This is a genomic window from Mycobacterium decipiens, assembly GCF_963853665.1.
Lineage (GTDB): Bacteria > Actinomycetota > Actinomycetes > Mycobacteriales > Mycobacteriaceae > Mycobacterium > Mycobacterium decipiens.
This window is the reverse complement of record NZ_OY970459.1, coordinates 3,988,519-4,009,911: the sequence shown is the minus strand read 5'-3', so window position 1 is coordinate 4,009,911 and position 21,393 is coordinate 3,988,519. Positions and strand designations below refer to the sequence as shown.

Here is a 21,393-nt window from a genome sequence, read left to right as displayed (position 1 = left end):
ATGAAGGTCATGGCGCAGATGGCGATGGTGATGAACCTCGATAAATGCATTGGCTGCCATACCTGCTCGGTGACCTGCAAGCAGGCCTGGACCAATCGCGACGGCACCGAGTACGTGTGGTTCAACAATGTCGAAACCCGTCCGGGTGTGGGCTATCCCCGCACCTACGAGGATCAGCAACGGTGGCGCGGGGGATGGGTGCGCGACAAGAAGGGCCGGCTGCGGCTGCGCGACGGCGGCCGTGTCCACAAGCTGCTGCGTATCTTCGCCAACCCGAAGCTGCCCACCATCGACGACTACTACGAGCCGTGGACCTATGACTACGAAAACCTGACATCGGCGCCGGCGGGTGACACCTTTCCGACGGCGGCGCCGCGAAGCCTGATCAGCGGCAAGCCGATGAAGGTGTCGTGGGGATCGAACTGGGACGACAACCTGGCCGGATCGCCGGAGATCGTGCCGAACGACCCGGTCCTGAAGAAGGTCAGTGACGAGGTCAAGCTGAAGCTCGAAGAGACCTTCATGTTCTACCTGCCGCGGATTTGCGAGCACTGCCTGAACCCGTCGTGCGTGGCGTCCTGCCCGTCCGGGGCGATGTACAAGCGCACCGAGGACGGCATCGTGCTCGTCGACCAGGACCGCTGCCGCGGCTGGCGGATGTGTGTGTCCGGATGTCCTTACAAGAAAGTGTATTTCAACCACAAGACCGGCAAGGCCGAGAAGTGCACGCTGTGCTATCCGCGCATCGAGGTAGGGCTACCGACGGTGTGCTCGGAAACGTGTGTGGGGCGGCTGCGCTACCTCGGGCTGGTGCTCTACGACGTCGACCGGGTGCTTGAGGCCGCGTCGGTGGAGAACGACACCGACCTGTACGAGGCACAGCGCCGGATCCTGTTGGATCCCAACGACCCAGCGGTGATCGCCGGCGCACGAGCGGAAGGCATCGCCGAGGAGTGGATCGAGGCGGCACAACGGTCGCCGGTGTACGCGCTGATCAGCACCTACCGGGTGGCGTTGCCCCTGCACCCGGAATACCGCACCATGCCGATGGTTTGGTACATCCCGCCGCTGTCACCGGTGGTGGACGCGGTCAGCCACGACGGGCACGACGGGGAGGAGCTGGGCAACCTGTTCGGCGCGCTCGAGGCGCTGCGCATCCCGATCGCCTACCTGGCCGAGCTGTTCACCGCGGGCGACACCGAGGTGGTCGCCGGCGTGCTGCGGCGGCTGGCGGCGATGCGGTCCTACATGCGCGATATCAACCTGGGCCGCGAAACCCAGCCGCACATCCCGCACGCCGTCGGGATGACCGAAGAACAGATCTACCAGATGTACCGACTGTTGGCTGTGGCGAAATACGAAGACCGCTACGTCATTCCGACATCGTACGCGGCGGATCTGCCCGCCGCGGCGATGACCGACGAGATGGGGTGCTCGTTGTCGGTCGATGGCGGACCGGGCATGTATGAGTCCGGTCCCGTCGGCCACGGCAGCGGTGTTCCGGTGCCGATCGCCGTGGAAAGCTTCCACGCCCTGCAGCACCGGCAGGCAGGTGGGCGGGAGGCGGACGGCCGATCCAGGGTGAACCTGCTCAACTGGGATGGCAATGGTGCGCCGGACGGACTATTCCCGGAGTCCGGCCGCAGCCCCGAAGCGGTGCAGCGATGAAGTTGCTGTCCCGTGTCCTGCACCGTTCCAGCGCACCGATGATGCAGGACCGGCTGGTGTGGCAGTCGGCCTCGCTGCTGCTGGCCTATCCGGATGATGGGCTGGCCGAGCGGCTGGACACCGTCGATGCGCTGCGGGCCCACCTAACCGGGCCGGCGGCGGCGCTGCTCGGACAAACGGTCGCGGCACTGCGGGCAATGCCGGCGATGGCTGCGGCGACCCGGTACGTCGAAACCTTCGACATGCGACGCCGATCCACGATGTATCTGACGTACTGGACCGCCGGGGACACCCGCAATCGCGGCCGGGAGATGCTGGCGTTCGCCACCGCCTATCGGGACGCCGGCGCCGAGCCACCGCGCGACGAGGCGCCCGATCACCTGCCCGTCGTGCTCGAGTTCGCCGCCACCGTCGACCCCGCGGCCGGACGCCGGCTGCTGAGCAAGCACCGTGTTCCGATCGACGTGTTGCGCGCGGCCCTGGCCGATGCCCAGTCACCCTATGAGCACACCGTGGCCGCGGTCTGCGCGACGCTGCCGGTTGCCTCCGACCAGGAAGCGCGTCGTGCGAAGCGCCAGGCCGGCCATCTTCTGGAAGCCGGGCCGCCAGCGGAAGCCGTTGGCCTGCAACCGTTTACCTTGACGGTCCCGCCCAAGCGCAGTGAGGCAGGCTGACGTTGGCCGACCTGAACCTGGTTGAGATCTTCTGGGACGACGCGCCTTACGTCGTTCTGGCGATCGCGGTGGTCGGCACCTGGTGGCGGTATCGCCACGACAAGTTCGGCTGGACTTCCCGCTCGTCGCAGCTCTATGAGTCACGGCTGCTGTCGATCGGCAGCCCGATGTTCCATTTCGGCAGCCTGCTGGTGATCATGGGCCACGTCATGGGCTTGTTCATTCCCGAATCCTGGACCAAGGCGTTCGGAATGAGCGATCACCTGTACCACCTGCAGGCGCTATTGCTCGGCGCGCCCGCCGGATTCGCCACCCTGATCGGTATCGGATTGCTGATCTATCGGCGGCGCACCCAGACACCGGTGTGGTTGGCCACTACCCGTAACGACAAGCTGATGTACCTGGTGCTGGTGTGCGCGATCGTGGCCGGTCTGGCCTGCACGCTGATGGGCGGCACGCACGAAGGCGACATACACGACTACCGGAAATCGGTGTCGGTCTGGTTCCGGTCGATCTGGATGCTGGCGCCGCGTGGGGATCTGATGGCGCAGGCGCCACTGTATTACCAGGTGCACGCGCTGATCGCGCTCGCACTGTTTGCCCTCTGGCCGTTTACCCGATTGGTACACGCGTTCAGCGCGCCCGTCGCCTATCTGTTTCGGCCCTACATCGTCTACCGCAGCCGCGAGGTGGCGGCTAGACACGAGCTGATCGGTTCAGCGCCGCGCCGCCGCGGCTGGTAAGAGGCCCAACAAGCTGCTCAGTTCGCCATTGTGAGGCCCCCGCTGCCACAATCACCGACGTGCCTTTCCGCAATGTCGCCATCGTCGCCCACGTCGACCATGGCAAGACCACCCTGGTCGATGCCATGTTGCGGCAGTCTGGCGCCCTACACGAACGCGGTGAGCTGCAGGAACGGGTGATGGACACCGGCGACCTGGAGCGGGAAAAGGGCATCACCATCCTGGCCAAGAACACCGCCGTGCACCGCCATCACAGTGACGGGACAGTGACCGTCATAAACGTGATCGACACCCCGGGGCACGCCGACTTCGGCGGTGAGGTGGAGCGCGGGTTGTCCATGGTGGACGGGGTGCTGCTCCTGGTCGACGCGTCCGAGGGGCCGTTGCCGCAGACGCGGTTCGTGCTGCGCAAGGCGTTGGCCGCGCACCTGCCGGTGATTCTGGTGGTCAACAAGACGGACCGGCCCGACGCGCGCATCGCCGAGGTCGTGCACGCCAGCCACGACCTGTTGCTCGACGTGGCCAGCGACCTCGACGACGAGGCGGCCGCGGCCGCCGAACACGCGCTGGGCCTGCCAACGCTGTACGCGTCCGGGCGGGCGGGGGTGGTGAGTACCACGGCGCCGCCGGACGGCCAGGTTCCCGACGGCACCAACCTGGACCCGCTGTTCGAGGTCCTGTTGGAGCATGTTCCGCCGCCGAAGGGTGACCCGGACGCGCCGCTGCAGGCGCTGGTTACCAACCTGGACGCGTCGGCCTTTCTGGGTCGGCTGGCGCTGATCCGCATCTACAACGGCAAGCTGCGCAAAGGTCAACAGGTGGCGTGGATGCGCGAGGTGGATGGGGTGCCCGTCATCACCAGCGCCAAGATCACCGAGTTGCTGGCCACCGAGGGCGTCGAGCGCAGCGCCACCGACGAGGCGATCGCCGGCAACATCGTGGCCGTAGCGGGGCTGCCCGAGATCATGATCGGCGACACGCTCGCGGATCCCGACCACGCCCACGCTCTGCCGCGCATCACCGTCGACGAACCGGCCATCTCGGTGACGATCGGCACCAACACCTCGCCGCTGGCCGGCAAGGTTTCCGGGCACAAGCTGACCGCGCGCATGGTCGGCAGCCGGCTGGACACCGAATTGGTCGGCAACGTCTCGATCCGCGTCCTCGACATCGGCCGGCCCGACGCGTGGGAGGTGCAGGGCCGCGGCGAGCTAGCGCTGGCCGTGCTGGTCGAGACGATGCGCCGGGAGGGCTTCGAGCTCACGGTCGGCAAACCGCAGGTGGTCACCAAGACGATCGACGGCCAGCGCCACGAGCCGTTCGAGGCGATGACGATCGACTGTCCCGAGGAGTTCGTCGGCGCCATCACCCAACTTATGGCCGGTCGCAAGGGCCGCATGGAGGAGATGACCAACCATGCCGCCGGCTGGGTCCGGATGGATTTCGTCGTGCCCAGCCGCGGCCTGATCGGCTTCCGCACCGACTTCCTCACCCTCACCCGCGGCACCGGCATCGCCAACGCCGTGTTCGACGGCTACCGGCCGTGGGCGGGGGAGATCCGGGCCCGGCACACCGGGTCCCTGGTATCCGACCGGTCCGGCACGATCACGCCGTTCGCGCTGCTCCAACTCTCCGACCGGGGCCAATTCTTCGTCGAGCCCGGCCAGGAGACCTACGAGGGCATGGTTGTCGGGATCAACCCCCGTCCGGAGGATCTCGATATCAACGTCACCCGGGAGAAGAAGCTGACCAACATGCGGTCGTCGACCGCGGATGTAATCGAGACGCTGGCCAAGCCGCTCGAACTCGATCTCGAGCGCGCGATGGAGTTCTGCGCGCCCGACGAATGCGTCGAGGTCACTCCGGAGATCGTGCGGGTCCGCAAGGTCGAGCTGGCTGGCACCGCCCGGGCTCGCAGCCGGGCGCGCGCCAAGGCCCGGGGCTAGCCTAGGTGCCGCCCACACCGCACGAGCGTAACGGTGCAGCGAGATCCGGCCCGGTTTTGCGCAGCGGCGTTACGCTCGCGGGGCGCGGAGGCGGTCAGGCGCTCGCTACCCTGATGCTCGTGCTGCAACGAGCCCGCCAGGTCTGCATGACGATCGGCATCGTGGTCTCGCTGCTGGGTCTGGTGTTGTCGGGGTGTACCGTCAGCCCGCCGCCGGCGCCGCAGAGCACCGATACGCCGCGCAGCACCCCGCCCCCGCCGCAGCGTCCCACCCAGATCATCATGGGCATCGACTGGATCGGCCCCGGGTTCAACCCGCATCTGCTGTCCGACCTGTCTCCGGTGAACGCGGCAATCAGCGCGCTGGTGTTGCCCAGTGCGTTCCGGCCGGTTCCCGATCCCGACACGCCGACCGGTTCGCGCTGGGAGATGGACCCGACCCTGTTGGTTTCCGCCGACGTGACCAACGAACGCCCGTTCACGGTGACCTACAAGATCCGGCCGGAGGCGCAGTGGACGGACAACGCCCCGATCGCGGCCGACGACTTCTGGTACCTGTGGCAGCAGATGGCCACCCAGCCTGGCGTCGTCGACCCGGCCGGATACGACCTGATCACCAGTGTCCAGTCACTCGAAGGCGGTAAGCAGGCGGTCGTCACCTTCGCGCAGCCGTACCCCGCGTGGCGTGAGTTGTTCAGCAACATCCTGCCGGCGCACATCGTGAAGGACATCCCGGGCGGCTTCGCGGCCGGCCTGGCCCGGGCCTTGCCGGTCACGGGTGGACAGTTCCGGCTGGAGAACATCGACCCGCAGCGCGACGAAATCCTGATCGCCCGCAACGACCGTTACTGGGGGCCACCGGCCAAACCGGCCCTCATTCTCTTCCGCCGGGCCGGGGCGCCGGCCGCGCTGGCCGATTCGGTACGTAACGGGGACACCCAGGTGGCTCAGGTACATGGCGGCTCGGCGGCATTCGCCCAGTTGTCGGCCATCCCCGACGTGCGGACCGCCCGGATAGTCACCCCTCGAGTCATGCAGTTCACGTTGCGCGCAAACGTACCCAAACTGGCCGACAACCAGGTTCGCAAGGCGATTTTGGGGTTGCTTGACGTGGATCTGCTCGCCGCCGTGGGCGCCGGCACCGACAACACCGTCACCCTGGACCAAGCGCAGATCCGGTCGCCGAGCGACCCGGGTTACGTACCCACCGCACCTCCCGCGATGAGCACCACGACAGCGCTGGGCCTGTTGGAGGCCTCGGGATTCCAGGTCGAGAGCAACACATTTGCATCGCCTGCGCCGGCGGGCCCCGATTCGACGACCACGCCGGTGAGCACCGGGCCGCCGGAAGTCATCCGCGGCCGGATCAGCAAGGACGGCAAGCAACTGTCGCTGGTCATCGGGGTGGCCGCCAATGACCCGACCGCGGTGGCCGTCGCCAACACGGCCGCCGACCAGTTGCGCAACGTCGGTATCGCCGCGACTGTGTTGGCGCTGGACCCGCCGACGCTTTATCGCGAGGCGCTGAACGACAATCGGGTGGACGCCATCGTGGGCTGGCGGCAGGCCGGCGGAAACCTGGCGACCCTGTTGGCCTCTCGTTACGGTTGCCCCGCACTACAGGTGACGACGGTCCCGGCCGCCAATGCGCCGACGACGGCACCCTCTGGACCCGCTGGCTCGACGCCGTCCGCCGCGCCCGACACTGCCACGCCGACGCCGACGGCCCCGCGCCGCCCACCCGACCCTGGTGCGCTGGTGAAAGCGCCTTCGAACCTCACCGGCATCTGCGACCGCAGCATCCAGTCGAACATCGATGCCGCCCTCAACGGCACCAAGAACATCAACGACGTGATCACCGCGGTCGAACCGCGACTGTGGAACATGTCGACGGTGTTGCCGATTTTGCAGGACACCACGATCGTCGCGGCCGGCCCGAGCGTGCAGAACGTCAGCCTGTCCGGTGCGGTACCCGTCGGCATCGTCGCCGACGCCGGCCAATGGATCAAGATCGGGCGATAGCCGCTGGTCACGCGGCCGGAATCGTCAGTTGGGTCTGCTGGCTTTCACGTGCGGCAGGATCATGGCATCGACGATGCGGCTGAGTTGCTCGCGGTCGGGCGGCGATCCGGTGAACAACACATGCTGATGCAGCAGGGCGGGCCCAATGCGCGCGGTCATGGGCGTGAGAATCGCGGGGTCGATTTCGCCGGAGCGTACGCCGGCCTGCAGGATTGATTCGACGATTCGCAGCCGCGGGGCCCACACGGAGTTGACGAAGATAGCGCGCAATTCGGGCTCGTGCAGGAGCTGGCCGACGATCTCCATGCTGGGGAGGGCGGTTCTGCCGGCCAGGATTTCGCAGTTGGCGGTAAACACCGCCAGGAGATTCTCCCGCGCCGATCGGTCAGCGCGCGGTTCGGGCACCGGCGGGACGGCGTATTGCACCGCGGCCAAAGCCAGTTCACGTTTGTCGGCCCAGCGCCGATACAACGCGGCTTTGCCGGTTTGGGCGCGCGCCGCGATCCCTTCCATGGTCAGCCCGGCGTACCCGACGGCCCTCAACTCGGCCAGCGTCGCCTCGTATAGCGCACGCTCCAGCACCTCGCCTCGCCGCCGGTATCGGTTGGTTTTCGAGGGTGCGCTCACCGTCATGCTGCGATAGTAGCCAACACGGGCTTTCCGTTCGCTGCGGTCGGGCCGCCGAGCCCTCAGCTGAGGCCGTTGTGCTAGCCGGCGGCGGGTGAGCGAGGTACTACGGATGAGCGGGTCCTTGACGCAAGGGCCCCCACGGCACCTCCGGCTAGGCCCGCCATCGTCAGTTGGGACCAAGAGGTTCCCGAGGGCCCCCCCGCCGCGGATACCGGGAGAGTTTTCGCCAACGGGGTGATCGCTTTGTCCGCAACCCAGCTAGGGGGTACCGACAATCCCCCGATCGAGCCCGCTCTTCCGATAGCTGCCGACACCGGGCTAACGGCGTTGTGTAGCGCCTCCAAGGGGGCGCGCAGCGCGCCGAGGCGCAGCAGCGCCGGCAGCTTGCTCAACGCGAAGCGTTGCATCATCTGGCCCATGTTGGAGCCCTCCATCATGGCCAGTGCATATTCCACGGGTACCGTTGCGATTCGAATGGCCATCATGGGGTAGGAAGCCTTCTGCAACGCCGACAGCAGCGCCTGCAGCCTCGCAGGCAGATTGCCCGTCGTGGGCGATGCGACCAGCCGCAGCGTCTCGGACACCGAACCGATGAGTTCGTGGAGGGACGTCAACGGTCGCGCCGCGGCGTGCGTAACGGTGGCCTTGCCCACAGCCTGCGCCACCGCCGCGAGCTGGCCGGCCCGCCCGCTGGGGTTGGTCGTCGGCGCCGGGGGTGCGAACGGCGTCAGTTGTGATGCGGCTGACGCGGTGGCGGCATACTCGTACATCGCTTCGGCATCCTGCACCCACATTTCGGTGTAGTGGGCTTCGGTAATCGCGATCGCTGGAGTGTTCTGTCCGAAAAAGTTGGTCGCGATGAGCGCCAACAACAACGCTCGGTTGGCCACGATCAGGGGAGGCGGCACCGTCTTCGCGAAGGCCATTTCGAAGGCGGCTGCCACCAGCTTGGCCTTGGTAGCGACGAACTCGGCTAGGCTAGCGGTCGCGGTGATCCAGGCCAGATAGGGCGCGGCGGCGGCCGCCATCAACAGCGACGACGGCCCCAGCCACCCGAACGTCAGCCCGGTGATCTCGGAATCGTAAGAACTTGCCGCAGCGTATAGGCCTTCGGCCACCTTGTCCCAGGCTGCGGCCGCGGTCAGCCATGATCCGACTCCCGCACCGGTGTACATTCTGCCGGAGTTGACCTCCGGTGGTAACGCTGCGAAATCCATTGTCGCTCAGCCTCTCTACGCGCCGGCGATGGTGGCGTTGGCGGTTTCGGTTGCCGCATACGAGCGCGCACTGGTTTGCAGTGTGGAGACAAAAAAGTCATGGATCGCGCGGGCCCGGGCGCTGACTTCCAGATACAGCTCGCCGTGCGCGGCGAACAACGCGGCGGTGAGCGTCGAGACCTCATCGGCAGCGGCGGGAACCACTCCGGTGGTAGCCGGCGCCGCGGAGGCGTCATTGGCGCTCATGGCCGCGCCGATCCCCTGCAGCTTGCTGGCCGATGCCGTCAACATCTCGGGCTGTGTGGTGACGAACGACACGCGTAAATCTCCTTCCAAAAACCAGGTGGTTAGGCGTCGAGCAATTTCGAACGTCTGGCGGGGGACAGCGACGAGCTACGGTTCCGGCACAGCGTTGTAGACGGGCTCGTTCACTATGTGATCTTCACCATAGCGGCTTTGGTCACGAAACGGTAGCGATTTGCCGAGAAAATATTTTTGCCGCGCCCGGCGCCGCCCTTCGCGGGTGGCAGCGGCGCGCCCGCGGCAAGGGCCGGCGCCCTCGTTGAGCGCGATGTCAGCTGCCTCGCCGGGTGCGCGCCAGCAGGGTGCGGGCGTAGCCGAAGCTGAATGTGCTACCCACGATCACCGACGGGGCGAAGGCCGCGGCGATGTGCGGCGTGCCGGTGAGCGCGTGGCCCACAATCAGCCACAACGTCGCCAGCATTGACGTCCCCACGGTGGCCAACCAGAAGCCGCGCACGGGATCCGACGGCATGCGGAACAGTCGTTCCAGCACCAGTGCCAGCACCAGCGTCGTCGACGCGCTCACCGCTGCCTGCGTGCAGCCCACGCGCAGCGCCACCTCCGCGCCCAAGTGCCCGTGGGTCAACGCGGCCCAGCCGCCGCGAGCTACGCCCCCGGCCAGTGCGACTAACGCGGTGCGTGCCCCCTGCGTAGTAGGTGTGCTTATCGGGCCAACCGCCTGCGCAGCAGGCCAACGAATCCGCCGGCGATGTTAGCCAGGTCAAGGGGCAGCCAGATCAGCAGCGCTTCCCCCTCGGCGTAGGCAGGGGTGAGCTTGGCAAAGAACCGTGCGTCGGGATCGTGGTCGAGGAGGCGCAGCTGCGAGGCGTCATACGGTATGGCGTTCGAGCGCACGATCCAGGGGTCCTCGCCGACCGGGACGTAGCGTCGCTGAGCGCTGGCCGCGCGCGCCAGGGCGTCGATGTCGGCCGGCGTCGCGAACTTGTGACTCGGATAGATCCGCGGCACCGTGGCGAGCAGGCGGTAGGCCGCCGGCGATGAGCAGCGGGTCACATAGACCAGCGGGGTGCGCGGGTGGCGAAGCTTGAACCGCAGGGCCTGGCGCAGCTCGAAGAGCCCGGTGAGCGTGCCGCCGTGATATCCGGGCCGGAAGAACACGCCCGCGTTTAGCAGTGCGTACCTGCGTCCGTCGTGTTCCAGGTATTCGAAGGCGGCATAGGAGAAGCCCGCGAACTCGAGATCCGCATCGTAGAACAGCGCGAAGCGGCCAGCGCCGGCACTGAACACCATCGCCGCGAACTCGTCGCGCGTGTGGCCGTAGCAGGTCTCGCTGTAGACACCGTAGAGAAGATCCACCAGCGCGTAGCGCTGGTTGGGATCTAGTGACGCCGATCGGAGGTGTTCGCTGCGGACGATGCGCTTCGGATTCGCCGGTGATGAGCGTCTCGTCGAGGGCAGGGATGGTAGCCGCATTGCACCGTCCTCCGGCGTATGGTTGGCGAGTGGCTGGATTGAGTAGCCAAATGCGTTGGTGCTGACGGAGTCTCGCGCCATGCCAGCGTCGTGTTCATCCTCGGCGATGAGCGCCAACAACAACGCACGGTTGGCCGCGATCAGGGGTGGCGGCATTGCTTCGTCGCGCTACGTGTCGGCGATGGTGGCGTTGACGGACTCAGTTGCCGCAAGCGCGCTCGCACCGGCTTGCAGTGTGGAGACAAAAACGTCATGGATCGTACGGGCCCAGGCGTTGACCTCCACATACAGTTCGCCGTGCGCGGCGAACAACGCGGCGGTGAGCGTCGACATCTCATCGGCGGCGGGAACGGCTCCGGTGGTATCCGGCGCCGCGGAGGCGTCATTGGCGCTCATGGCCGCGCCGATCCCTGCAGCTTGCTGGCCGATGCCGTCAACATCTCGGGCGGTGTGGTGACGAACGACACGCGTGAATCTCCTTCCACGAACCGGTTTGGGCGCCGAACAATTTCGACGTCTGGCGGGGGCAGCGACGATTGCCGACCCCATTGTAGACGTAGTCGTTCACTATCCGGTGTTGACCGTAGCGGCTTTGGTCGCGAAAAGGTAGCTATTGCGCCGAGGAATTTTTTGCCCGCCCGGCGCCGCCCCCCGCGGGTGGCAGCGGCGCCGGTAGGGTGCGGCCATGGCTGAGACGCCGCGGCTGCTGTTTGTTCACGCCCACCCGGACGACGAGAGCCTCAGCAACGGCGCCACCATCGCCCATTACAGCGCCCGCGGCGCACAGGTTCATGTCGTCACGTGCACGTTGGGTGAGGAGGGCGAGGTCATCGGTGACCGCTGGGCTCAACTCGCCGTCGATCATGCGGACCAACTCGGTGGCTACCGCATTGGTGAGCTCACCGCGGCATTGCACGCGTTGGGGGTTGCCGGGCCCATCTACCTGGGCGGCGCCGGTCGTTGGCGTGACTCCGGAATGGCCGGCACTGACCAGCGGAATCAGCGCAGATTCATCGATGCCGACCAACGGGAGACGGTCGGGACGCTGGTCGCGACCATTCGCCAGCTGCGGCCGCATGTCGTGGTGACCTATGACCCCGATGGCGGTTACGGCCATCCCGATCACGTGCGCACCCACACCATTACCACCGCCGCGGTGGCCGCTGCGGGTATGGCCTCCGGCACCGTCGACTACCCCGGTAACCCGTGGCCGGTGCCGAAGTTCTACTGGACGGTCTTCGGTCTGAGCGCGTTCGTTTCCGGCGCGCGGGCCCTGACCCCCGACGATCTTCGACCCGAATGGGTGCTGCCGCGGGCGGAGGAGATTGCGTTCGGGTACTCCGACGAACGCATCGACGCCGTCGTCGAGGCCGACGAGCAGGCGCGCGGCGCCAAGGTTGCGGCCCTGGCTGCGCATGCCACCCAAGTTGTGGTTGGGCCGACCGGCCGGGCCTGCGCCCTGTCGAACAACCTGGCCCTGCCCATCCTGGCCGACGAGCACTACGTGCTGGCCGCCGGCTCCGCGGGCGAGCGCGATGGGCGTGGCTGGGAAACAGATCTGCTCGCCGGACTGGGCTTCAGTTGGTCCGGCACGTAGGCTGCCAAGCAGGCAGCCACGGAAGGAACTCGGATGGATCCCGACCTGGACCCTAATCTGCAGCATTGGCAGGACCGACTCGACAGCCTGCAGTGGGTCATCGGATCGATACTGTCGCAGATCGACAGCGTCCCAACCTGACCGAAACCAGGCCGCGCGTCGAGTCCGGTGCCGAGACCGGCTCGACAGATCCTGCAATCCGTTTGGTGGTCTTGGCCCTGTTAGCTGTCGACGGGGTCCTGTCCGCACTTGCCGGGGCCCTTTTGATGCCCTGGTATATCGGCTCGGTGCCATTTCCGGTCAGCGCCTTGATCAGCGGAGTGGTCAACGCCGCGCTGGTTTGGGCGGCCGGGCGATGGACCACATCGGCGCGGGTGGCCGCGCTGCCCCTGTGGACCTGGCTATTGACGGTGGCAGTACTGAGCTTCGGCGGCCCCGGCGACGACGTCATTCTGGGCGGCCAGGGCCTGCTGGCCTACGGTGCGCCGGTTTTCATTGCGGCGGGCGTCGGGCCACCGGCGTGGGTGCTTTGGCGGCGCCGGGTCTAATCCGGACGGGCCCGCGCTACGGCAAAGATGGGAATCCCGGCGGGCTGACCGGCGGGAACGGTGGCAGGAAGCCACGTATCCAGTTGATCTCGGTGTTGATGAATTGGTTGATCGACGCCGTGGTGGCCGTCCCGATGTTGTTCAGCGCCTGACTGAAAGTGACTGTTCCGTCCAAGAAGTCGATCGTATTGAACAGGACGGACTGCACGATGGGCTCACCGAGGAAATAGAAGAAGTTGATCTGCGGCGCCAAGATTCCGACATAGGGCAGCCAACCCACCGCCCATGCAGTGAGGTTGAAGCCGTACTGGACCCACGGTTCGAGGGCGTTGTAGAGATACTTTATCTCGTTGCCGATCGACCCCAAGGCCAGGGCCGGTAGTGCCGCGGCGGCGGCCGTGCCGGCGCGCGGTAGCAGCGCGCTGGCGGCGGACAGCCCGCCGGCTCCACCGGTGGGTGATAGCTGCAGCGCACCGGTGGCGAGGGCATTGGTCGCCGCGTTGCCGCCGAGCGCACTCGAGCCGCCGGTGCCCAGGAACATGCTTTGGACCCGGCCCAGGGCGTTGGCAACCATGCCGCCGGTCGAGGTGCCGCCGCCCATCAGTGGGTGCCCCAGCAACGCTTTGGCGGGCGCATTCACGGCGTTCATGGTCTGCGCGGCGCTGGCCTCGGCGGCCGCATACGAGTTCGCACCCGCCCGCAGAGCCAGCACGAACTGATCCTGGAATGCCGCCATCATCTGCCGGCTGAGCTGCTGATACCCCTGAGCGTGCGCGGAGAACAGCGCGGCGACCTGCGCCGAAACCCCATCTGCGGCGGCAGCCAGGACCCCGGTGGTGGGAACCGCCGCTACCGCATTGGCGACGTTGAGGGTCGAACCGATACCGGACAAGTCCGCAGCCGCCGCCGCCAGCGCCTCCGGCGCCGTAAGCAGAAACGACATCTCGTACCTCTCCCAGGTTCACAACACGGGGGCTATCACTCGGCCTTGTTCGGACTGGATAGTCTCCCCAGGATGGTATCGCGATCTGCGGTGAACCGCTGTGTACGGCTATCCAGCCGTTGGCGCAGGATGGTCGACCGCGTGGCCAGCTTGGTCTGGCGCTACTGTTGCGCGTATGGCGCCAAGGTTGGCCGGAGTCTCACCTGGTGGGGGGCGGGGATGAAATCAGATCGCGGGGAAGTTACACCAACGTGCCGCTGACTCCGGGTCGGGAGCCGACCGCTCTGCCGAGTCCCGTCGTGTCGGCTGCGGTCGCCCCGCGGGCCGATGCTTCGGCGCTGCGGCGGGTGCTGCGGCGGGCCCGCGACGGCGTGGCGCTGAACGTGGATGAGGCGGCCGTGGCGATGACCGCACGCGGTGACGATCTGACCGACCTATGTGTAAGCGCCGCGCGGGTTCGTGACGCGGGTCTGGCCTCGGCGGGTCGTTACGGGCCGGGCGGCCGGCTGCCGATCAGCTATTCGCGCAAGGTGTTCATCCCGGTCACCCATTTGTGCCGGGACAATTGCCACTACTGCACCTTCGTCACCGTGCCGGGCAAGCTGCGCGCCCAGGGCGCCGGCATGTACCTGGAAGCCGACCAGATTCTGGACGTTGCCCGCCGCGGCGCCGAACTCGGTTGCAAGGAAGCGCTATTCACGCTTGGCGACCGTCCCGAAGATCGCTGGCCCGAGGCGCGTCAGTGGCTCGCCGAGCGAGGGTACGACGCGACGCTATCCTACGTGCGGGCGATGGCGATCCGGGTGCTGGAGGAGACCGGGCTGCTGCCGCACTTGAACCCCGGCGTCATGACATGGTCGGAGATGTCGCGGCTCAAGCCGGTGGCGCCGTCGATGGGCATGATGCTCGAGACGACGTCACGGCGGTTGTTCGAAACAAGGGGGCTCGCGCACTACGGCAGCCCCGACAAGGACCCGGCGGTGCGGCTGCGTGCCCTGACCGATGCGGGCCGGCTCTCCATCCCGTTCACCACCGGGCTGCTGGTCGGCATCGGGGAGACACTGGCCGAACGCGCCGACACGTTGCACGCGATTCGCAAGTTGCACAAGGAATTCGGGCACATTCAAGAAGTAATCGTGCAGAACTTCCGGGCCAAGCAACACACCGCGATGGCGGCCGTGCCCGACGCCGGGATCCAGGACTACCTGGCGACGGTAGCGGTTGCGCGGCTGGTGCTCGGCCCGGGCATCCGCATTCAGGCGCCGCCGAACCTGGTGTCGCGCGACGAATGCCTTTCGCTGGTCGCCGCGGGTGTCGACGACTGGGGCGGCGTTTCACCGCTGACACCCGACCATGTCAACCCCGAGCGGCCCTGGCCGGCTCTGGATGAGCTGGCCGCCGTCACCGCGGAGGCCGGCTACGACCTGGTGCAGCGGCTGACTGCGCAACCCAAATATGTGCAGGCAGGCGCCGCGTGGATCGACCCGCGCGTGCGAGGACATGTTGTGGCGTTGGCCGATCCGGCGACCGGCTTCGCGCGCGATGTCAACCCGGTGGGCATACCGTGGCAGGAGCCCGACGACCTGGCGTCCGGCGGCAGGGTGGACCTCAACGCGGCGATCGACGTCGAGGGTCGCAGCGGCGACGCTCGAAGCGACGTCGACAGCGCCTTTGGCGACTGGGATTCGATCCGTTCGCAGGTGCACGAACTGGCTGCCCGCGCTCCGGAACGCATCGACACCGATGTGCTTGCCGCCCTGCGATCGGCGGAACGTGCCCCCGGCGGCTGCACCGACGACGAGTACCTGGCGTTGGCCACCGCCGACGGTCCCGCGCTGGAAGCCGTGACGGCACTAGCGGATTCGTTGCGCCGCGATGCCGTCGGCGATGACGTGACCTTCGTGGTCAACCGCAACATCAACTTCACCAACATCTGCTACACCGGTTGCCGATTCTGCGCGTTCGCCCAACGCAAGGGCGATGCCGACGCGTACTCGCTGTCAACCGCTGATGTCGCCGACCGTGCGTGGGAGGCCCACCTGGCCGGTGCCACCGAGGTGTGCATGCAGGGCGGTATCGACCCCGAGCTGCCGGTGACGGGCTACGCCGACCTGGTCCGTGCCATCAAGGCCCGGGTGCCAGCCATGCACGTGCACGCGTTTTCCCCGATGGAGATCGCCAACGGTGTGACCAAGAGCGGGCTGAGCATTCGCGAGTGGCTGCTCGGCCTGCGCGAGGCGGGGCTGGACACCATCCCCGGAACGGCCGCCGAGATCCTGGACGACGAAGTGCGCTGGGTGCTCACCAAGGGCAAGTTGCCGACGTCGCTATGGGTGGAGATCGTGACCACCGCTCATGAGGTCGGCCTGCGATCCTCGTCGACCATGATGTATGGCCACGTCGACAGCCCGCGGCATTGGGTCGCCCATCTCAACGTGTTGCGCGACATCCAGGACCGTACCGGCGGCTTCACCGAGTTCGTGCCGTTGCCGTTCGTGCACCAGAGTTCGCCGCTATACCTGGCCGGCGCGGCGCGCCCCGGGCCAAGCCATCGCGACAACCGGGCCGTGCACGCCCTGGCGCGAATCATGTTGCACGGCCGCATCTCGCACATTCAGACCAGCTGGGTGAAGCTGGGCGTTGCGCGCACGCAGGTGATGCTGGTCGGCGGCGCCAACGACCTGGGCGGCACGCTGATGGAGGAGACCATCTCACGGATGGCCGGTTCGGAACACGGGTCGGCCAAAACCGTCGCCGAGCTGATCGCCATCGCGGCGGGCATAGGCCGCCCCGCGCGCCAGCGCACCACCACGTACGCTCCGTTGGCCGCCTAACGGAATAGAAGTCGCGCGCGGGCCAGGCTCAGTAGTTGCTGCAGGAGCCGGCAACCGACTCGACGAGGCCCATGTACTGGGCAGCGCCCGGCACGATCTGCAATTGTGCGGCCATCTGCGCGCGCTGAGGTGGCGGCGCGGCGAGGAAATTGCGCAAGTAAGTCTGCGCCATTGGCGAGGAGTTGAACTGGGCCGCAGCTCCAGGATCTTGCGCGTTGAGCGCTGCTATCACCTGGCCGTAGTTGCAGGTGGTGTTAATCACCGCATCCAGCGGACTTGCAGATGCGACCCCGGCCCCCACGGTCAACGACAATGCCACGGCGCCAACACCGGCGCTCAACGCGGTCAACGACAGCCTCATTTATGGACACCTTCCCCAACTATTGCACCGCCGAAAAAGACGGCGACGACATCTGCCCAGCGGTTGTCGTCTGTGATCGAGGTTACCAGGCGCCGTGGGCTTGCTTGTATCAAACAGGTTATCGGACGACGCTGTCCCGCCGTAACAATCTGCAGGTCAGCCGCATAAAACGGCGTTGTTTTACGTTCCGTCAAATGAGTCTAAAGCCTGGCCGCAAGTTCGGTGCCTTGTTGGATTGCGCGCTTGGCGTCGAGCTCGGCGGCGAGGGCGGCACCACCGATGATGTGCGGGTCGATGCCACGGTGCCGCAATTCCCCCTCCAGATCCCGCACCGGCTCCTGGCCGGCGCAGATCACCACGTTGTCCACCGCCAGCAGCTGTGGCCGCTGCCGGTCCGGGCCGAAGCTGATATGCAGGCCGTCGTCGCTGATCCGCTCGTAGTTCACCCCGGACAGCTGATGGACCCCTTTGGCCTTCAACGACGCCCGGTGGACCCATCCGGTGGTCTTACCGAGCCGCTTGCCCTGCGGGCCCTTGGTGCGCTGCAGGAGGTACACCTCCCGGGCGGGCGGCGCCGGCAGGGGAGTGGTCAAGGCGCCGCGGGACTCTTGCGGATCGGCGACGCCCCACTCGGCTTTCCATTCTTTTAGGCCTTGCGGTTCATGGGTGGGTGAGGATTCGGTGACCAGGAGTTCGGTGACGTCGAACCCGATGCCCCCGGCTCCGACGACGGCCACGGTTCGCCCGAGCGGCCTGACACCGGAGATCGCCTCGGCGTAGGTCAACACCATGGGATGGTCGATGCCGGGGATGGCCGGAATGCGCGGCACCACGCCGGTGGCCAACACGACCGCGTCGTACCCGGTCAAATCGTGGGCGGTCACCCGAGTGCCCAGTCGCACCTCGACGTCGTGCTTGGCCAGCATCGTCGAGAAATACCGGATGGTCTCGCTGAATTCCTCTTTGCCGGGAATGCGCCGGGCCATGTCGAACTGGCCGCCGATGAAATCGTTGGCCTCGAACAGGGTGACCCGGTGCCCCCGTTGGGCGGCGTTGACCGCCGTGGACAGCCCGGCGGGTCCGGCACCGACGACGGCCACCGAGCGGGCCCGCCGCGTCGGGGACAGCACCAACCGCGCCTCGCGCCCGGCGCGTGGATTGAGCAGACACGACACCGTTTTCCTGACAAATGCGTGGTCCAGGCAGGCCTGATTGCAGGAGATGCAGGTGTTGATCTCGTCAACCCGGTCGGCCTGCGCCTTGAGCACCCATTCCGGGTCGCTCAGCATCGGCCGGGCCATCGATATCAGCCGCACCTGGGTTTCGGCCAAAATCCGTTCGGCGGCCTGCGGCATATTTATCCGGTTGGATGCCACCACCGGGATATTGACGTGTTCGGCGACGGCGCTGCTGATGTCGACGAACGCACCGTTGGGTACCGAGGTGACGATCGTCGGCACCCGGGCCTCGTGCCACCCGAAGCCGGAGTTAATTATGGTTGCGCCCGCTGCTTCCACTTCGGTTGCCAGCGCTACGATTTCGTCCCAGCTTTGGCCGTCCTCGACGTAGTCGGCCATCGACATCCGGTAGCAGATGATGAAGTCGGCTCCCACGGCGGCGCGGGTGCGTCGCACGATCTCGACCGGGAATCGGCGGCGGTTGGCCGGTGTGCCGCCCCAGCGGTCGGTGCGCTTGTTGGTGCGCGGCGCCAGGAACTGATTGAGCAGATACCCTTCGCTGCCCATGATTTCGACCCCGTCGTAGCCGGCATCACGGGCCAGTTGGGCGCAGCGGACGAAGTCCGAGATGGTTGCTTTGACCCCGCGAGACGATAGTGCTCGTGGCCGAAATGGGGTGATCGGCGCCTTGATTGACGATGCGCTGACCGAAAGTGGGTGGTATGCATAGCGTCCGGCGTGCAAAATCTGTAGCAGGATCTTGGCGCCTGAGTCGTGGACCGCCCTGGTGATGCGGAGGTGGCGTCGGGCTTCGGTCGAGGAGACGAGTTCGGAGGCGAACGGCAGCAGCCAACCGGTCCGGTTGGGCGCGTAGCCGCCGGTGATGATCAGCCCGACACCGCCGCGGGCACGTTCGGCGAAGTAGTCGGAGAGCTGATCGATATGGCGTGCCCGGTCTTCCAGCCCGGTGTGCATCGAACCCATGATGACCCGGTTGCGCAGCGTGGTGAACCCAAGGTCCAACGGGGACAGCAGATTTGGGTATGGACCACTGGTCATGTTTTCTCCTGAAGTGCGTCAGCTACCTCGTCGAGCCAGTCGATCGCGTTCTCTTCGGCTCGGATGCCGCCGCGCAGCACGAGGTATTGATGGAGTGCGGCGCCATGGAGCGCCGACGGATCGGGGAAGGTGCGCTTCTCGATTCCGCGGTAGGTGTCCAGCGATTCGACGCGCTCGGCGCGCAGCGCAGCGACTTGGGTACGCACCGAGACAATGTCTGAGTACCCCGCACCCCGCAGCTTGACGGCGATGTCACGGGTGGCGCTGTCGGTGAGTGCACTGCCCCGGCCGGGTCTGGTCGAACTCAGCGGTTCGGCGATCCAGCGGGCCAACTCGGCCCGGCCGCACGCGGAGACCGCGTACACCCTCTTATCGGGTCGGCCTTGTTGGGCCACGGTTGTCGCGTGCACCCAGCCGTTGTCCTCCATCACCCGCAGGGTCCGGTAGATCTGCTGATGGGTCGCGGTCCAGAAATAACCGATGGAGCGATCGAATCGGCGCGCCAACTCGTAACCCGAGCCGGCCTGTTCGCACAGCGACACCAAGATCGCGTGGCGTAGCGCCATCCGGGCAGCATAGACGGCAACCCAGACCGTTATGCAACTAGGTGCATAAGACTGGCGTGTATTGACGGATGTGCCAAGTGGTCTACGTGTATGTGCAACGTCTAGTATCAGTAACCGAACGTTTTGCCTACGAGGGGGCCCGGAAGAAGCCTTGACGAGGCAAACGCCAGCCCACACTCGAGCAGTACCTGGAGGACACCTTGAGGAGACGTCCGTGACGTACACGATCGCCGAACCTTGCGTCGACATCAAGGACAAGGCATGCATTGAGGAGTGCCCGGTCGACTGCATCTACGAGGGTGCCCGGATGTTGTACATCCATCCCGACGAATGCGTCGACTGTGGGGCCTGCGAGCCGGTTTGCCCCGTCGAAGCGATTTACTACGAAGACGACGTGCCCGACCAGTGGGGCCACTACACCCAGATCAACGCCGATTTCTTCGACGAGCTGGGATCGCCGGGCGGTGCGGCCAAGGTCGGCATGACCGAGAACGACCCGCAAGTGGTCAAGGATCTGCCGCCGCAAGGCGAAGGCGACTGAGTGGGCCGGTGCTGAAGGAGCTGGGGATGGGCCGGCTCGTATCGGCGTCCCTGCCCGTCTTCCCGTGGGACACCCTGGCCGAGGCGAAAGCGCTGGCCGCGGCCCATCCGGACGGCCTCGTCGACCTGTCGGTCGGCACTCCCGTTGACCCGGTCGCGCCGCTGATCCAAGAGGCGCTGGCGGCGGCCAGTGCCGCGCCGGGCTATCCCGCAACCGCGGGCACCGCGCGGCTGCGGGAGTCCGCGGTGGCGGCCCTGGCCCGCCGCTACGGCATCACCGGGCTGACCGAGGCGGCCGTGCTGCCGGTGATTGGCACCAAGGAACTCATCGCCTGGTTGCCGACGCTGTTGGGCCTGGGCGGCGCGGATCTGGTGGTGGTGCCCGAATTGGCGTATCCGACGTATGACATCGGCGCCCGGCTGGCCGGAACGCAGGTGCTGGGGGCGGATTCGCTGACCCAGTTGGGCCCGCAGTCCCCGGCGCTGGTCTACCTGAATTCCCCGAGTAACCCGACCGGACGGGTACTCGGCGTCGACCACCTGCGCAAGGTGGTCGAGTGGGCCCGCGACCGGGGCGTTCTCCTGGTCTCCGACGAGTGCTATCTGGGGCTGGGCTGGGATGCCGAGCCGGTGTCGCTGCTGCATCCCTCGGTCTGCGACGGTGACCACACCGGGCTGCTGGCGGTGCATTCGCTGTCGAAGAGTTCGTCGCTGGCCGGGTACCGGGCCGGCTTGGTTGCCGGTGACCCGGATCTGGTTGCGGAGCTGCTGGCGGTGCGCAAACACGCCGGGATGATGGTGCCGACGCCGGTGCAGGCCGCCATGGTGGCCGCGCTGGATGATGACGCCCACGAAAAGCTGCAGCGGGAGCGCTACGCACGCCGGCGGGCCGCACTGTTGCCGGCGCTGCGTTCCGCGGGTCTTGCTGTCGATCATTCGGAAGCCGGGTTGTATCTGTGGGCCACCCGCGGCGAGCCGTGCCGGGACAGTGTCGCGTGGTTGGCGCGGCGCGGCATCCTGGTAGCGCCCGGCGAGTTCTACGGCCCGGGCGGCGTCCGGCACGTGCGGGTGGCGCTGACCGCTACCGATGAACGGGTCGCCGCCGCGGTCCGGAGGTTGGGCTAAGCGGCC

General features: G+C 66.8%; 20 protein-coding genes. 10 read left to right on the top strand and 10 right to left on the bottom strand.

The window, feature by feature from the left end; genetic code table 11:
• From narH to AADZ55_RS17615, 5 genes are all read left to right on the top strand, one after another.
• Positions 1 to 1,668 carry a nitrate reductase subunit beta gene (gene narH / locus AADZ55_RS17635; protein WP_085325703.1) on the top strand — a complete coding sequence of 556 codons (1,668 nt, stop codon included), beginning with the start codon at positions 1 to 3 and terminating at the stop codon, positions 1,666 to 1,668.
• A complete protein-coding gene (gene narJ, locus AADZ55_RS17630; RefSeq protein WP_207569108.1) occupies positions 1,665 to 2,342 on the top strand; it encodes a nitrate reductase molybdenum cofactor assembly chaperone in 678 nt (225 codons plus the stop codon). Before narH ends, narJ begins: the two co-directional genes overlap by 4 nt.
• A gap of 2 nt (positions 2,343 to 2,344) precedes the next feature.
• Positions 2,345 to 3,085, top strand: a complete 741-nt coding sequence (gene narI / locus AADZ55_RS17625; protein WP_085325704.1) for a respiratory nitrate reductase subunit gamma — start codon at positions 2,345 to 2,347, stop codon at positions 3,083 to 3,085.
• A 59-nt stretch (positions 3,086 to 3,144) separates the two neighbouring features.
• Positions 3,145 to 5,031: a translational GTPase TypA gene (gene typA / locus AADZ55_RS17620; protein ID WP_085325705.1), complete on the top strand. Its 1,887-nt coding sequence runs from the start codon at positions 3,145 to 3,147 to the stop codon at positions 5,029 to 5,031.
• A 113-nt stretch (positions 5,032 to 5,144) separates the two neighbouring features.
• Positions 5,145 to 7,052: an ABC transporter family substrate-binding protein gene (locus AADZ55_RS17615; RefSeq protein WP_085325706.1), complete on the top strand. Its 1,908-nt coding sequence runs from the start codon at positions 5,145 to 5,147 to the stop codon at positions 7,050 to 7,052.
• 24 nt (positions 7,053 to 7,076) lie between these two features.
• Here the strand turns inward: AADZ55_RS17615 and AADZ55_RS17610 are convergent, their stop codons facing one another.
• From AADZ55_RS17610 to AADZ55_RS17585, 6 genes are all read right to left on the bottom strand, one after another.
• The gene (locus tag AADZ55_RS17610) at positions 7,077 to 7,685 is read right to left on the bottom strand and encodes a TetR/AcrR family transcriptional regulator (RefSeq protein WP_085325707.1); all 609 of its coding nucleotides are present in this window, start codon (positions 7,683 to 7,685) and stop codon (positions 7,077 to 7,079) included.
• A gap of 74 nt (positions 7,686 to 7,759) precedes the next feature.
• Positions 7,760 to 8,899 (bottom strand): PPE family protein, encoded by a 1,140-nt coding sequence (locus tag AADZ55_RS17605; RefSeq protein WP_085325708.1) that lies wholly within the window; start codon positions 8,897 to 8,899, stop codon positions 7,760 to 7,762.
• 15 nt (positions 8,900 to 8,914) lie between these two features.
• Positions 8,915 to 9,217 (bottom strand): PE family protein, encoded by a 303-nt coding sequence (locus AADZ55_RS17600; protein ID WP_085325709.1) that lies wholly within the window; start codon positions 9,215 to 9,217, stop codon positions 8,915 to 8,917.
• A 256-nt stretch (positions 9,218 to 9,473) separates the two neighbouring features.
• Positions 9,474 to 9,788: a hypothetical protein gene (locus AADZ55_RS17595; RefSeq protein ID WP_242670180.1), complete on the bottom strand. Its 315-nt coding sequence runs from the start codon at positions 9,786 to 9,788 to the stop codon at positions 9,474 to 9,476.
• A 77-nt stretch (positions 9,789 to 9,865) separates the two neighbouring features.
• Positions 9,866 to 10,792 carry a hypothetical protein gene (locus AADZ55_RS17590; RefSeq protein ID WP_085325711.1) on the bottom strand — a complete coding sequence of 309 codons (927 nt, stop codon included), beginning with the start codon at positions 10,790 to 10,792 and terminating at the stop codon, positions 9,866 to 9,868.
• A gap of 12 nt (positions 10,793 to 10,804) precedes the next feature.
• A complete protein-coding gene (locus tag AADZ55_RS17585) occupies positions 10,805 to 11,185 on the bottom strand; it encodes a PE family protein (protein WP_423202325.1) in 381 nt (126 codons plus the stop codon).
• Positions 11,186 to 11,321: 136 nt separating this feature from the next.
• On the opposite strand from AADZ55_RS17585, the gene mshB reads away from it, so the two are divergent.
• Together mshB and AADZ55_RS17575 are read left to right on the top strand one after the other, a co-directional pair.
• Positions 11,322 to 12,233 (top strand): N-acetyl-1-D-myo-inositol-2-amino-2-deoxy-alpha-D-glucopyranoside deacetylase, encoded by a 912-nt coding sequence (gene mshB, locus AADZ55_RS17580; RefSeq protein WP_085325712.1) that lies wholly within the window; start codon positions 11,322 to 11,324, stop codon positions 12,231 to 12,233.
• A 92-nt stretch (positions 12,234 to 12,325) separates the two neighbouring features.
• On the top strand, positions 12,326 to 12,781 hold the full coding sequence (locus AADZ55_RS17575) for a hypothetical protein (protein WP_085325713.1): 456 nt from the start codon (positions 12,326 to 12,328) through the stop codon (positions 12,779 to 12,781).
• A gap of 16 nt (positions 12,782 to 12,797) precedes the next feature.
• Here AADZ55_RS17575 and AADZ55_RS17570 read toward each other — a convergent pair whose 3' ends face one another.
• Positions 12,798 to 13,724, bottom strand: coding sequence for a PE family protein (locus tag AADZ55_RS17570; RefSeq protein ID WP_085325714.1), 927 nt, complete (start codon positions 13,722 to 13,724; stop codon positions 12,798 to 12,800).
• A gap of 251 nt (positions 13,725 to 13,975) precedes the next feature.
• Here AADZ55_RS17570 and AADZ55_RS17565 point away from each other — a divergent pair, with 251 nt between their 5' ends.
• Positions 13,976 to 16,558 (top strand): bifunctional FO biosynthesis protein CofGH, encoded by a 2,583-nt coding sequence (locus AADZ55_RS17565; protein ID WP_085325744.1) that lies wholly within the window; start codon positions 13,976 to 13,978, stop codon positions 16,556 to 16,558.
• A gap of 28 nt (positions 16,559 to 16,586) precedes the next feature.
• Here AADZ55_RS17565 and AADZ55_RS17560 read toward each other — a convergent pair whose 3' ends face one another.
• The 3 genes from AADZ55_RS17560 to AADZ55_RS17550 all read right to left on the bottom strand — a co-directional run bounded on the left by AADZ55_RS17560 (position 16,587) and on the right by AADZ55_RS17550 (position 19,722).
• Positions 16,587 to 16,919: a hemophore-related protein gene (locus AADZ55_RS17560; protein ID WP_085325715.1), complete on the bottom strand. Its 333-nt coding sequence runs from the start codon at positions 16,917 to 16,919 to the stop codon at positions 16,587 to 16,589.
• A 200-nt stretch (positions 16,920 to 17,119) separates the two neighbouring features.
• Positions 17,120 to 19,156 (bottom strand): NADPH-dependent 2,4-dienoyl-CoA reductase, encoded by a 2,037-nt coding sequence (locus AADZ55_RS17555; protein WP_085325716.1) that lies wholly within the window; start codon positions 19,154 to 19,156, stop codon positions 17,120 to 17,122.
• Positions 19,153 to 19,722, bottom strand: a complete 570-nt coding sequence (locus AADZ55_RS17550) for a PadR family transcriptional regulator (protein ID WP_085325717.1) — start codon at positions 19,720 to 19,722, stop codon at positions 19,153 to 19,155. Before AADZ55_RS17550 ends, AADZ55_RS17555 begins: the two co-directional genes overlap by 4 nt.
• Positions 19,723 to 19,936: 214 nt before the next feature.
• Between AADZ55_RS17550 and fdxA the strand changes: the two genes are divergently transcribed.
• Together fdxA and dapC are read left to right on the top strand one after the other, a co-directional pair.
• A complete protein-coding gene (gene fdxA, locus AADZ55_RS17545; protein WP_085325718.1) occupies positions 19,937 to 20,263 on the top strand; it encodes a ferredoxin in 327 nt (108 codons plus the stop codon).
• 26 nt (positions 20,264 to 20,289) lie between these two features.
• A complete protein-coding gene (gene dapC, locus AADZ55_RS17540) occupies positions 20,290 to 21,387 on the top strand; it encodes a succinyldiaminopimelate transaminase (RefSeq protein ID WP_085325745.1) in 1,098 nt (365 codons plus the stop codon).
• Positions 21,388 to 21,393 lie beyond the last annotated feature (6 nt).

Coding starts and splice junctions, on each gene's coding strand:
- narH (WP_085325703.1), top strand. CDS start 1: ATGAAGGTCATGGCGCAGATGGCGATGGTGATGAACCTCGATAAATGC.
- narJ (WP_207569108.1), top strand. CDS start 1,665: ATGAAGTTGCTGTCCCGTGTCCTGCACCGTTCCAGCGCACCGATGATG.
- AADZ55_RS17615 (WP_085325706.1), top strand. CDS start 5,145: ATGCTCGTGCTGCAACGAGCCCGCCAGGTCTGCATGACGATCGGCATC.
- AADZ55_RS17610 (WP_085325707.1), bottom strand. CDS start 7,685: ATGACGGTGAGCGCACCCTCGAAAACCAACCGATACCGGCGGCGAGGC.
- AADZ55_RS17605 (WP_085325708.1), bottom strand. CDS start 8,899: ATGGATTTCGCAGCGTTACCACCGGAGGTCAACTCCGGCAGAATGTAC.
- AADZ55_RS17590 (WP_085325711.1), bottom strand. CDS start 10,792: ATGCCGCCACCCCTGATCGCGGCCAACCGTGCGTTGTTGTTGGCGCTC.
- AADZ55_RS17585 (WP_423202325.1), bottom strand. CDS start 11,185: ATGGGGTCGGCAATCGTCGCTGCCCCCGCCAGACGTCGAAATTGTTCG.
- mshB (WP_085325712.1), top strand. CDS start 11,322: ATGGCTGAGACGCCGCGGCTGCTGTTTGTTCACGCCCACCCGGACGAC.
- AADZ55_RS17570 (WP_085325714.1), bottom strand. CDS start 13,724: ATGTCGTTTCTGCTTACGGCGCCGGAGGCGCTGGCGGCGGCGGCTGCG.
- AADZ55_RS17560 (WP_085325715.1), bottom strand. CDS start 16,919: ATGAGGCTGTCGTTGACCGCGTTGAGCGCCGGTGTTGGCGCCGTGGCA.
- AADZ55_RS17555 (WP_085325716.1), bottom strand. CDS start 19,156: ATGACCAGTGGTCCATACCCAAATCTGCTGTCCCCGTTGGACCTTGGG.
- AADZ55_RS17550 (WP_085325717.1), bottom strand. CDS start 19,722: ATGGCGCTACGCCACGCGATCTTGGTGTCGCTGTGCGAACAGGCCGGC.
- dapC (WP_085325745.1), top strand. CDS start 20,290: ATGGGCCGGCTCGTATCGGCGTCCCTGCCCGTCTTCCCGTGGGACACC.